The following is a 10,670-nucleotide window of genomic DNA, read 5'->3' as shown; positions in this document are numbered from 1 at the left end:
CCGAGAACCGGGACGCGAGCAGCGGACATAGGCTCGGGACATGGCCCACCGCCGGACGACGCTCGCCCTGCTGCCGGGTTGGTGCGAGACGGGCGGCGTCTTCGAGCGCCTGATCCGCCAGCTCCCGCCGGCGGTCACCCCTCTCGTCGTCGAGCTGTCCACCCCGACCGTCACCGACTGGTCGGTCCCTGCCCTGGCCACCCGCGCCGCCGACGCCCTGACCCGTGCGTCGGTGGACGGACCCACCGTGGCGCTCGGGACCTCCAGCGGCGGCTACGTGGCCCAGCAGCTCGCCGTCGACCGCCCGGACCTGCTGAACGGGCTGGTCCTGGTCGGCGCGCCCGCGGACCTGCGTGGCAAGCCGCCGTTCGCCGAGGACGTCGACCGGCTCACCGACCCGATCGACCCCGAGTGGGTCCGGGACTCCCTGGCCTGGTACGGCACGGGCACGGCGATCGACCCGGCCTTCCTCACGGCACGTGCCGCCGAGGCCGCCGACCTGGGCGCCGACGTCTGGCAGGGGTCGCTCCAGGGGTTGACCGAGTCGACGCCGCCCCTGCTCACGGGCACGATCGATCTCCCGACGCTGGTCCTGAGCGGGGAGCTGGACGAGGTCGTGGGCCCCAGCCACGACCGGATCCTGGCGACCGTCCCGCGCGCCCGCGGGATCGTCTACGCGGCCACCGGCCACCTGGTGCTCTGGGAGCGGCCGGAGCGGGTCGCGGCTGACGTCGCGGCGTTCCTCGGCGACCTCGACGCGCGGCGGTGAACGGGCTCAGGCGGAGGCGGCGGTGAGGTGCTCGAGCTCGTCCGGTGCGAGCTCGAGCGTCATGGACGTCAGCAGGGCCTCGAGCTGCTCGGTGTGGCGGGCGGAGGCGATCGGCGCGACGACGGTCGGCCGCGAGCGCAGCCAGGCGAGGGCCACCGAGGCCACCGGCACGTCGTGCGTGGCGGCGAGGTCGTCCAGCACGGCCAGCACACGCCGTCCGCGCTCGTCGAGGTAGCGCGACGCGCGCCCGGCCCGCGGGCTGTCCGGTGCGACGCCGTCACGGTAGGCGCCCGTGAGGAACCCCGAGGCCAGCGCCGAGTACGGCAGCACACCCAGACCGTGACGCTGCGCGGCGTCCCGCGACGCGCCCTCGAACCCTCGCTCGACGAGGTTGTAGAGCGGCTGCAGCGCGACGGGCCGGTGCAGCCCCTCGGCCTCGGCGACGGCGAACCACTCGGCGATGCGCTCGGGGGTGTAGTTCGACAGCCCGATCTCGCGGACCAGGCCGTCCTCGACGAGCCGGGAGAACGCCGTGGCGGCCTCGGCGACCGGGGTGTCGGGGTCGTCGGCGTGCGCGTAGTACAGGTCGACGTGGTCGGTGCCGAGGCGCTGCAGGGACGCCTCCGCGGCGGCGCGGACGTTGCCGGCGGACAGCCCCGGGAACCCCGGGTGCCGGGAGACCTTGGTGGCGATCACGACGTCGTCGCGGCGTCCCCCGCGCTCCAGCCAGCGGCCGATCGTGGCCTCGCTCTCGCCGCCGGTGTGCCCCGGTGCCCAGGCGGAGTAGGCGTCGGCGGTGTCGACCATCCGCCCACCGGCCCGGACGAAGGCGTCCAGCACGCCGAAGGACGCGTCGTCGTCGGCCGTCCAGCCGAACACGTTGCCGCCGAGGGCCAGCGGAGCGTTCGCGAGGTCGAGGGAACCGAGATGTGCTGTGATCGTCGACGGAGTCATACGGGAGACAATCGAGGAGGGGCCGCGCGCATTCCGGCGTCGGCCCGACGGGACCCGGGGCGGCGGCGGAGGTGGAGCACATGAGACACCGGACGACGGACACGACGGCCACGGCACGGCACGACCGGGACGACCGCGTCGTGGACGCCCCGGCAGGCAGGTTCCGGGCGAGCGTCGGCGGCGACGTGCTGCGCGCCGGTGGGATCCGCTACGCCCGTGCCGCGAGGTTCTCGCCGCCCGTGGACGAGCCGCCGGCCGCCGGGACGGTGGATGCCACCGGGTTCTCGCCGTCGTCGCCGCAGAACCCCGACCCGATCGGTCTGGACGTCTTCGGGCCGGACTCGGCGCGCCCGCTGCCCCCGTCGGAGGACTGCCTGCGCCTGACGGTGACCGCCCCGGCGGACGTGCGCCCGGGAGAGGGCTTGCCGGTGATCGTCTGGATCCACGGGGGGTCCTACGTCTCGGGCGCCGGGGACGCCATCAGCTACGACCCGTCGGCGCTCGTGCGCGAGCACCGGGTCGTCGTGGTCGCGGTGACCTACCGGCTGGGGGTCCTGGGGTTCCTCGGCGACGACGGCCGCCCCGCCAACCTCGGCCTGCGGGACATGCTGTCCGCGCTGCGCTGGGTGGCCCGCAACGCCGAGGCGTTCGGCGGCGACCCGGCGTCGGTGACCGTCATGGGCGAGTCCGCGGGCGCCGACGCGATCACCCGGCTCATGGTCGCCGACGGCGCCGCGGGACTGTTCCGGCGCGCCGTGGTGCAGAGCCCGCCGCTGGGGATCTCCCGGCGCCGCGCGCAGATGGCCGCCACGATGGCGGCCGAGGTCCGCGGCGTGCCCGACGACGCCGATCTGGACGAGCTCCTCGCCGCCCAGCGACGGGCCGTGCGCCGTGTGCTGCCCCGGTACGGGCTCCGGGCGGCGATGCCCTTCGGTCCCCAGCACGGCTACCCTCCCGTGCCTCCCGAGGAGCACCTCGAGGCGGCGTGGAGCCGCGTCGCGCCGGACGTCGACCTGCTGATCGGGACGAACGCGCGCGAGACGGCACTGTTCGTCGAGGGGGTCCTGCCCCGCACCATGGTGCCCGCCGTGGGACCGGCGCTGCGCGAGGGCGTCGGGCACGGGTTGACCCGCGCCGTCTACGGCCGCGCGGTCGACCAGTTCGTCGAACGGCACCGGCGTGCCGGCGGCCGTGCGGCGCGCTACACCTTCCTCGGCGGCCCGACCGAGCACCCGCTGCGCGCGGCGCACGCCACCGAGCTGCCCCTGCTGCTCGGGGACCCGGAGAGCTGGCGCGGCGTGCCGGTCGTGGCCGGCCGCGACGACGCAGAGCTCGTCGCCAGCGGTCGGCTGCTGCGCGGCGCCTGGGCCCAGTTCGCCCGGACGGGCCGCCCACCCACGGACATCCCGGGCCTGCTGCGCGTCGACTGACGACAGGCGCGGGTCCGGCCGCCGCCCTCCTGCACCACCTTCCCCGCACCGAAAGGCCCCCATGACGTCACGTCCCGCGATCAGTGCTGCCCCCCAGGCTCCGGACTGGGTGCCCGACGCCGTCGCCGCGGCCGGGGCCCGGCTCGTGCCGCTCGGCGCCGAGACCGAGGGGCTGCTGTGGTTCGGGCCCCTGGGTGTGGACGGGCTCGGCCCGGCGCTGTCGGCGGCGCCCGAGGCCCGGTGGGTCCAGCTCCCCTCCGCCGGTGTCGACGCCGGCCTGGAGGCCGGTCTCATCGACTCGACCCGCACGTGGACCTCGGCCAAGGGGTCCTTCGCGGAGCCCGTGGCCGAGCACGCCCTCGCCCTGACGCTCGCCGCGCTGCGCCGCCTGCCCGAGCGGGCCCGCACCCGCTCGTGGGGGCCGGAGTTCGGCCGGACGCTCTACGAGGCCGAGGTGCTCGTGGTCGGGGCCGGCGGGATCGCCCGGTCCTTCCTGGAGCTGCTGGGGCCGTTCCGCACCCATGCGGTCGTGGTGCGCCGCCGCCCGGAGCCGGTCGACGGCGCCCGGGTCGTGACCACCGAGGGGTTGCGGGACGAGCTCGGGCGGGCGGACGTCGTCGTGCTCGCCGCCGCCCTCACGGACCGCACCCGGGCGATGATCGGGGCCGCCGAGCTCGCGGCGCTGCGGCCCGGCGCCGTGCTGGTCAACGTGGCCCGTGGCGCGCTGATCGACACCGACGCGCTCGTGGCCGCCCTGCGGTCGGGTCAGGTCGGGGCCGCGGGGCTGGACGTCACCGATCCCGAGCCGCTGCCGCCGGGGCACCCGCTGTGGGAGCTGCCGAACGCCCTGGTGACACCCCACACGGCCGACACCCCGGAGATGGTCGAACCGCTGCTGCGCCGACGGGTCGAGGAGAACCTGCACCGCTTCGTGCGGGACGAGCCGTTGGTGGGTGTCGTCGATCCCCGGACCGGGTACTGAGACCCCGGGGCGTCACAGCTCCCGGTACCTGCCGGGCGCGTCGGGGCGGGCGAGCCGCACGGCCTCGACGCCGTACCAGGTGAGGCCGATGGCGAAGAGCAGTCGCTGGGCCGCCCCCGCCACGAACGGCATGGTCAGCATCGTCAACGGCAGGACCACGGCGGCCACGAGCGCGACGATGTCCAGGACGCGGATCCAGCCGGGTCGACGTCCCCGGCGGATCGTCACGGCCAGCACCCCGACCATGAAGGCGAACCCGACGGTCGTCGACGCCACCGTGTGCAGGGTGTCCTCGGCCCGGTCCCAGGCGGCGCTGTACCAGGGGCTGTGGGAGAACACCGCGACACCGAACATCCCGGCGCCGTAGACCGCGTGCGCGCCGCGCCCCCACGGACCCCACGCCTCCCCCGCACGCGCCGCCTCGACCAGCACCGCGAGCCCGAGCAGCACGAACCCCGTGCGCGCCACCCAGGCACCCGGCACCCCTTGTCCCGCGGACTCGCTCACCGAGTGCCGCACGACGTCGTAGGAGTCGGGGACGGCCAGCGGGGCCAGGGCCAGGCACAGCAGGGCGGCACCGAGCAGGACCAGCACCGTCACCGCCGAGGATCGACTCACGACCTCACGATCTCATCGTCGCGCCGGTCGGGCGCGACGTCGTGACGCCGGGTGAAGTCCGCGCGGGCGTGGGCCGCCCCGCGAGCGTGCGCCCGCCGACGTGCCTACGTTCGACCCGGTGACGCAGGAGCGGGCTCGACGGCGAGTCCGCCCGGTCGCCCGACCCCCAGGAGGTTCCGAGATGAAGAAGCTCGCTGTCGGCGCTGCCACGCTCGCGCTGCTCGCCGCTCCCCTGGCCGCCGCTCCGGCTGCCGCCGCGGGGCACGGACCGCACCCGTCCTGCTGGGGCCAGGCCTCGGCGGTGTTCGCCCAGATGCAGATGATGGGTGAGCACTCGTCGTCGTTCGCCACCCCACGTGTGGGGCTGCGCAACCTGGCCCGCTCCGCGCTCGGCGAGGACGCCACCATGGCCGACCTCGGGGTGTTCGTCGCCGATGAGCTCGGGCTGTCCATCGACGCCTGCATGTGACCTGCGGTGGCGCCCGGGGACGGTCGACCCCCGGGCGCCGTGGGAACATCGTCACACCGGTCGGAGGCCGGTCGGCACGGTGTCGTGACCTACGCTCGAGCCATGGCCACCTTCTCCTCCGTCACGCGCACGCACGTGCTCTCGGCGATCGCCGAGCACGACGACCGGGGCGCCGCGGCGTTCCTCGGCGTCTACGGGTTCACCCCGACCCCGGGCGTCACCCTGACGCACGAGGGCCAGGCCTACGACGCGACGGCGCTGCTCGCCGTCGCGCACCGGTACGCCACCGGCCGGGCCGCCCTGCCCGAGGAGATGACCGGCGGCAAGGTCGCCGTGGGCACCCTGCTGGGCAAGCGCGGGTTCGACGTCACGGGTGCCCCGTCCTCCCGGACGACCGCACGCCGCACGACGGCCTCCCGGCCCGCCACGCCTCGCAAGGCTCCCGAGCCGGAGAAGCCCACCCCCGTGTGCCCGTCGTGCTTCATGGCCCTGCCCGCGACGGGGGTCTGCGACAGCTGCGGGTGAGCCCTCTCGCCCGTCGGTGACGGGTGTGGCGCGACGCCCCGATTGTTACGGTGGGGGGTATACGGAAACCTGCCCCCGACCACGGAGCCGACGCGCCCATGACATGGCTCTACCTGGCACTGCTCGTGCTCGGTGTCGCTCTCCTCGCCGTCGTCGGCGTACGCGTGCTCGTCGGCGGCATCCGTCCGAACCCCGGTTCCGCCGGTGACGACGGTCGCCCGCCCCGTCGGACGGAGCGGTCGTCCCGCACCGCCGCGCGGCGCCTCCTCGACGAGCGGTACGCCGCCGGCGAGCTGAGCACCGAGGAGTACGACCACCGGCGCCGGGTCCTGGAGGGCTGATGGAACCCATCAGTCGACGGATCGCGTTGACCCTCGGCGGGCTCGGGCTCGTCAGCGCCGCCGCGGGTGGCGTCGGCCTGTGGCGCGAGCTGAGCGCCGACGGCACCCTCCCGGGGAGCACCGGCGAGACCCTCCGCACCCCCGAGGTCCTGCGCAGCACCGACGGCGTGCTCGACGTCCGGCTGGAGGCGGCCCGCGGGACTCATGAGATCGCCGGACGACGGGCCACCACGCTGGGGTACAACGGCGGTGTCCCCGGTCCGACCCTGCGGGTGCGCGCCGGGGACACGGTGCGCGTCGAGCTCGTCAACAGCACGGACGAGACGACCAACCTCCACGTGCACGGCCTGCACGTCTCGCCCGAGGGCACCGCGGACAACGTCTTCCTCGCCGTCGAGCCCGGCGGGTCCCAGCAGTACGAGTACACGCTGCCCGCCGATCACCCGGCCGGGACGTACTGGTACCACCCGCACCACCACGGCACCGTCGCGGACCAGCTGTTCGGGGGCCTCTACGGCGCCATCGTCGTCGAGGAGGACGACGCGCTCCCCGTCACCCGCGAGCGCACCCTGGTGATCGCCGACATCACCCTGGACGGCGCCGGAGCCGTCGCGGCGCCCTCGGCGCCGGAGCGCATGATGGGGCGTGAGGGTGAGCTGCTCCTCGTCAACGGGCAGCGGCGCCCTCGCCTGCGGGCGGCGGCCGGGGAACGCGAGCGCTGGCGGATCGTCAACGCCTGTGCCTCGCGGTACCTGGACCTGAGCCTGGCCGGTCAGAGCGTCCGGGTGATCGGCCGTGACGGCCCGCGGTCCACGGGCATGCCGTCGCTGGACGACGCCGTGCTCGCCCCCGGCAACCGCCTCGACCTCGTCGTGGACATGCGCGAGGGCGCCGGTGAGCTGGTCGCCGCCCCGGTCGACCGCGGCGGACCGATGGGTCGGATGATGGGCGGGGGCACGGGCGCCGGGGGCGACGACCCCGTCGTGGTGGCCGACCTCGCGGTCGCCGCCGGGCCGGGGGCGGACCTCGGCCCGGTGCCGCCCGCCGCGGCGCCGCGCGACCTGCGCGGCGCACCGGTCGACGGGCGCCGCACGCTCCGGTTCGCGATGAGCATGGGCGGCATGATGGGCGGCGACGGCGGCCGGTTCACCATCGACGGGCGGACCTTCGACCCCGAGCGCGTCGACCGGCAGGTGAGGCTGGGCACGGTCGAGGAGTGGACGATCGTCAACGACAGCCCGATGAACCACCCCTTCCACCTGCACGTCTGGCCGATGCAGGTGCTCAGCACCGGCGGCGTCGAACCCCCGGCCCCGCTCTGGCTCGACGTGGTCGACGTCCCCGCCGGGCAGAGCGTGACCGTGCGGGTGCCGTTCGAGGACTTCGGCGGACGCACCGTGTACCACTGCCACATCCTCGATCACGAGGACCTGGGAATGATGGGCGTCGTCACCGCGCGGTGACGCCGACAGGAGGGAGACAGCCATGATGGGCGACGGATGGGGCATGGGATGGATGTGGATCGCCTGGCCGATCGTCGTGATCGGTGTCGTGCTGCTGATCGTGCTGCTCGCGCGTGGCGCCGGCTCGACCCGTCACGACGAGCAGGTGCCTCCTCCGACCCCCGGGCGCCCGCCCCGGCGTGCGCAGGAGATCCTCGACGAGCGGTACGCCCGCGGCGAACTCAGCGACGAGGAGTACCAGGAGCGTCGTCGGCGACTGCGGGACGGCACCGAGCGCTGATCCCGGCGTGATCACACCAGGCGGTGCTCGTAGGCGTAGGCGACGGCCGCCGCGCGCGACCCGACGCCGAGCTTGGCGAAGATGTTCGACAGGTGCCGCGCCACGGTCTTGACCGACAGCACCAGCTCGGCCGCGATCTCGGCGTTGGTGTACCCCTCGGCGACCAGGCACAGCACCTCGACCTCCCGGGCGCTCAGACCGCCGGGCCGCTCCTCCCCGGGCAGCAGCGCCGCCACCTCGGCCGAGGCGGGCATCGCGCCCAGCTCGGCGAAGGTCCGGGCGGCCGGCTCGAGCTCGGCGAGCGCCGACCGCTCGTCACCCAGGGCTCGCAGGGCGCGCGCGACCAGCACGCGGCACCGGGCGCACTCGTAGGGGGCCTCGAGACCACCCCACGACGTCCCGGCCCGACGGGCGGCGGCCAGCGCGCGTTCGGCGTCGCCGCGGGCGAGAGCGACGGATGCCGTCGCGTACGCCCCGGCGGCGGCCAGGGCGACGCTGCCGAACTCGTCGGCGGTGGCACGGATCTCGTCGGCGAGCCCCGCTGCCTCGTCGACCTCTCCCGCCGCGGTCAGGATCTCGACCGCGGCCGGGAGCAGGGCCGAGCGCCGCACCGGGTCGACGGCCTCGGCGAGCGACACACGGATCGCGCGCTCGGCGGCGTCGGTCTCGCCGCGTGCGAGCCACAGCAGCGCCCGGCCGGGCTGACCCGGGTGGCCGAGGCCGGTCGCCCGGTCGTAGGCGGATGCGGCGTCGTCCTCCCGGCCGAGGACACGCAGCGCCTCGCCGCGCTCGTAGTGAGCGAGACCGGCGGCCGCTCCCCCGCCGGCGGTGCCGTGCCGCGCGGCGGCGTCCTCCAGCTCGCGCACCGCGTCCGGGAACGCGCCGTGCATGCGCAGCAGCTGGCCGCGGTGCACGGCGCACTGACCGGTGAAGGCCACCAGGCCGGCCTGGCGGTCGCACCACGTCGACATCGCCCGGGTCCACTCGTCGGCGCGTCCGAGGTCGGACAGCTCCTGGCACGCCTCGATCGCGGCGCAGAAGGCGAGGCCGGAGTAGATCGGCGAGGTCTCACCGGCCACGACCGACGCCATCGCCTCGTCGACGAGCGCGAGACCACCGGGCACGTCGCCGGTGTAGATCCGCAGCCGCCCCTCGACGACCAGCCCCGCCGCGGCGAGGTCCGGGTCGGCGAACCGTCGACCGTAGGCCGTGACGGTCGGCGCGAGCGCGAGGGCGTCGGCGATCTCCCCGCGCGCCAGGTGGGCGAAGGTCTGGCGCTCGCGCAGGTACCCGTGCTCGACGACGTCCTCGTCCAGCCGCCCGAGCAGGCCCTCGGCCCGGGACAGCCAGCCGTGGGCGACCGCTCGCTCTCCCGCGTCCTCCAGGACGGTGGTCAGCCACAGCGCGGCCCGTGCGGCCCCGCGCAGGTCACGGGCCTTCTCGGCGGAGCGGTAGGCGCGGTGCAGGGCCTGCACGACGTCGTCGTGCCGTCCCACCAGGTAGGCCGCGGTGGCGAGAGCGACGAAGTCGGGGCCGACCAACGCGTCGTCGTCGAGGGCGCTCAGCAGGCGGTAGGCTGCGATCCAGTCACGCCGCTCGTAGGCCGCGCGAGCGAGGTCGAGGTCCTCCGGTGCGCCCATCGCAGATCATCCCTGCTCCCGACGATAGCTCCGCCCCCGACACCTCGACAGGGCGACGGCTCACGCCGACGCCAGGGACCGCGACGCCGGCCGGGCGGCACGGTGGGCGATGTGGTCGGCGACGTAGGCGGCGTCGGCGGCGACGCCCGGGAGCACCATCGAGGCCATCGACCACTGGAAGACCAGCCCGCAGAAGTACAGGCCCGGCACGTCGTCCGCGACGCCGCGGTACTCCCGGGGCCATCCGTCGTCGCCGAGGACCGGCAGCTCGATCCAGGAGTAGTCGAGCTCGTAGCCGGTGCACCACACGACCGTCTCGACGTCCACCGCGGTGCCGTCGGCGAGCACCGGCCGGCCGTCGGCGGTGACGTCCTCGACGCGTTCCTCGATCCAGGTGACGCCGCGCTCGGCGAGATCGCGCCGCGTGATGCGGGCCGTCGGCAGGCCGTGGTGCGGTCCGCGCAGACGCCGCATGAGGGCCCGCCCGGGAGCGGTGCGGCGGGTGAGGACGTGCCGGGCCACGACGGCGAGCAGGGGCGTGCCGATCCGGTCCCAGCGCGACCCCGGCCGCACCGGTTCCCGGCCGATGAACCGCCCGCACAGGGTGACCGGGACGTGCGGGGCGAGCTCGTAGGCGATCTCGCAGCCGCTGTGCGACGTGCCGACCACGAGGGTGGGGCCGCTCACGGACGCCGGCGCCCGGTACTCGCTCGAGTGGAGCTGGCGGACGGAGGGGTCCATCCGCCGGGCGACGTCGGGGACGGCCGGCGTGCGCCCGCGGGTGCCGGTGGCGACCACGACGTCGTCACAGGCGATCGCCTCGTCGCCCACGTGGGCGAGGAACCCGCCCCCGGGTGCCGCGGTCAGCCGGTCGACCCGGGTGCGCAGCCGCACGGGCAGGCCCGTCTCGAGGGCGTACTGCTCGAGGTAGTCGGCGACGTCGTCCTTGCCGGGGTAGGACCACGGGTCGCCCGGGAACGGCAGGCCCGGCAGCCCGTCGTAGCGGGCGGGCGTGAACAGGCGCAACGAGTCCCAGTGGCAGCGCCAGTTGTCGCCGAGCCGGGCGTTGCCATCCACGACGAGGACCTGGACACCTCGTTCCTGCAGCTCGTGGGCGGTGGCCAGGCCGGCCTGCCCCGCGCCGATGACGAGGGTCTGCACGTGCTGACGGTGCGGGTTCATGTCCTCGACGCTAGGTC

Annotated in this window: 12 protein-coding genes; 8 read left to right on the top strand and 4 right to left on the bottom strand. The window is 75.3% G+C overall.

What is annotated here, in order from left to right; all coding sequences use genetic code 11:
• Positions 1-40: 40 nt before the first annotated feature.
• A complete protein-coding gene (locus tag HLI28_RS01590) occupies positions 41-769 on the top strand; it encodes an alpha/beta fold hydrolase (RefSeq protein WP_171245740.1) in 729 nt (242 codons plus the stop codon).
• A 6-nt stretch (positions 770-775) separates the two neighbouring features.
• On the opposite strand, the gene HLI28_RS01585 is transcribed toward HLI28_RS01590, so the two are convergent.
• On the bottom strand, positions 776-1,723 hold the full coding sequence (locus HLI28_RS01585; RefSeq protein WP_171245739.1) for an aldo/keto reductase: 948 nt from the start codon (positions 1,721-1,723) through the stop codon (positions 776-778).
• Positions 1,724-1,803: 80 nt separating this feature from the next.
• Between HLI28_RS01585 and HLI28_RS01580 the strand changes: the two genes are divergently transcribed.
• On the top strand, positions 1,804-3,153 hold the full coding sequence (locus tag HLI28_RS01580; RefSeq protein WP_171245738.1) for a carboxylesterase family protein: 1,350 nt from the start codon (positions 1,804-1,806) through the stop codon (positions 3,151-3,153).
• A gap of 61 nt (positions 3,154-3,214) precedes the next feature.
• Positions 3,215-4,135, top strand: a complete 921-nt coding sequence (locus HLI28_RS01575; protein ID WP_171245737.1) for an NAD(P)-dependent oxidoreductase — start codon at positions 3,215-3,217, stop codon at positions 4,133-4,135.
• Between the two features lie 12 nt (positions 4,136-4,147).
• Here HLI28_RS01575 and HLI28_RS01570 read toward each other — a convergent pair whose 3' ends face one another.
• The gene (locus tag HLI28_RS01570; RefSeq protein ID WP_171245736.1) at positions 4,148-4,753 is read right to left on the bottom strand and encodes a DUF998 domain-containing protein; all 606 of its coding nucleotides are present in this window, start codon (positions 4,751-4,753) and stop codon (positions 4,148-4,150) included.
• 181 nt (positions 4,754-4,934) lie between these two features.
• Here HLI28_RS01570 and HLI28_RS01565 point away from each other — a divergent pair, with 181 nt between their 5' ends.
• The 5 genes from HLI28_RS01565 (at position 4,935) to HLI28_RS01545 (ending at position 7,831) form a co-directional block, all read left to right on the top strand.
• Positions 4,935-5,222, top strand: coding sequence for a hypothetical protein (locus HLI28_RS01565; RefSeq protein ID WP_171245735.1), 288 nt, complete (start codon positions 4,935-4,937; stop codon positions 5,220-5,222).
• Positions 5,223-5,324: 102 nt separating this feature from the next.
• Entirely contained in the window at positions 5,325-5,747 is a 423-nt protein-coding gene (locus HLI28_RS01560) for a ScoMcrA-related endonuclease (protein ID WP_171245734.1), read from the top strand.
• Between the two features lie 98 nt (positions 5,748-5,845).
• Positions 5,846-6,088: an SHOCT domain-containing protein gene (locus HLI28_RS01555; protein ID WP_171245733.1), complete on the top strand. Its 243-nt coding sequence runs from the start codon at positions 5,846-5,848 to the stop codon at positions 6,086-6,088.
• Positions 6,088-7,551, top strand: a complete 1,464-nt coding sequence (locus tag HLI28_RS01550; RefSeq protein WP_171245732.1) for a multicopper oxidase family protein — start codon at positions 6,088-6,090, stop codon at positions 7,549-7,551. Before HLI28_RS01555 ends, HLI28_RS01550 begins: the two co-directional genes overlap by 1 nt.
• Positions 7,552-7,573: 22 nt before the next feature.
• Entirely contained in the window at positions 7,574-7,831 is a 258-nt protein-coding gene (locus HLI28_RS01545) for an SHOCT domain-containing protein (RefSeq protein WP_171245731.1), read from the top strand.
• Positions 7,832-7,842: 11 nt separating this feature from the next.
• Here HLI28_RS01545 and HLI28_RS15700 read toward each other — a convergent pair whose 3' ends face one another.
• The gene (locus tag HLI28_RS15700) at positions 7,843-9,471 is read right to left on the bottom strand and encodes a helix-turn-helix transcriptional regulator (protein WP_171245730.1); all 1,629 of its coding nucleotides are present in this window, start codon (positions 9,469-9,471) and stop codon (positions 7,843-7,845) included.
• 60 nt (positions 9,472-9,531) lie between these two features.
• Complete coding sequence (locus tag HLI28_RS01535; RefSeq protein WP_171245729.1) at positions 9,532-10,653, bottom strand: flavin-containing monooxygenase; 1,122 nt, start codon at positions 10,651-10,653, stop codon at positions 9,532-9,534.
• Between the last annotated feature and the right edge of the window lie 17 nt (positions 10,654-10,670).

Source organism: Isoptericola sediminis (genome assembly GCF_013085345.1).
Lineage (GTDB): Bacteria > Actinomycetota > Actinomycetes > Actinomycetales > Cellulomonadaceae > Isoptericola > Isoptericola sediminis.
The sequence above is the reverse complement of the archived record's forward strand: the minus strand, read 5'-3'. Positions and strand labels throughout refer to the sequence as shown.

Coding starts and splice junctions, on each gene's coding strand:
- HLI28_RS15700 (WP_171245730.1), bottom strand. CDS start 9,471: ATGGGCGCACCGGAGGACCTCGACCTCGCTCGCGCGGCCTACGAGCGG.
- HLI28_RS01560 (WP_171245734.1), top strand. CDS start 5,325: ATGGCCACCTTCTCCTCCGTCACGCGCACGCACGTGCTCTCGGCGATC.
- HLI28_RS01580 (WP_171245738.1), top strand. CDS start 1,804: ATGAGACACCGGACGACGGACACGACGGCCACGGCACGGCACGACCGG.
- HLI28_RS01575 (WP_171245737.1), top strand. CDS start 3,215: ATGACGTCACGTCCCGCGATCAGTGCTGCCCCCCAGGCTCCGGACTGG.
- HLI28_RS01585 (WP_171245739.1), bottom strand. CDS start 1,723: ATGACTCCGTCGACGATCACAGCACATCTCGGTTCCCTCGACCTCGCG.
- HLI28_RS01550 (WP_171245732.1), top strand. CDS start 6,088: ATGGAACCCATCAGTCGACGGATCGCGTTGACCCTCGGCGGGCTCGGG.
- HLI28_RS01535 (WP_171245729.1), bottom strand. CDS start 10,653: ATGAACCCGCACCGTCAGCACGTGCAGACCCTCGTCATCGGCGCGGGG.
- HLI28_RS01555 (WP_171245733.1), top strand. CDS start 5,846: ATGACATGGCTCTACCTGGCACTGCTCGTGCTCGGTGTCGCTCTCCTC.
- HLI28_RS01545 (WP_171245731.1), top strand. CDS start 7,574: ATGATGGGCGACGGATGGGGCATGGGATGGATGTGGATCGCCTGGCCG.
- HLI28_RS01565 (WP_171245735.1), top strand. CDS start 4,935: ATGAAGAAGCTCGCTGTCGGCGCTGCCACGCTCGCGCTGCTCGCCGCT.
- HLI28_RS01590 (WP_171245740.1), top strand. CDS start 41: ATGGCCCACCGCCGGACGACGCTCGCCCTGCTGCCGGGTTGGTGCGAG.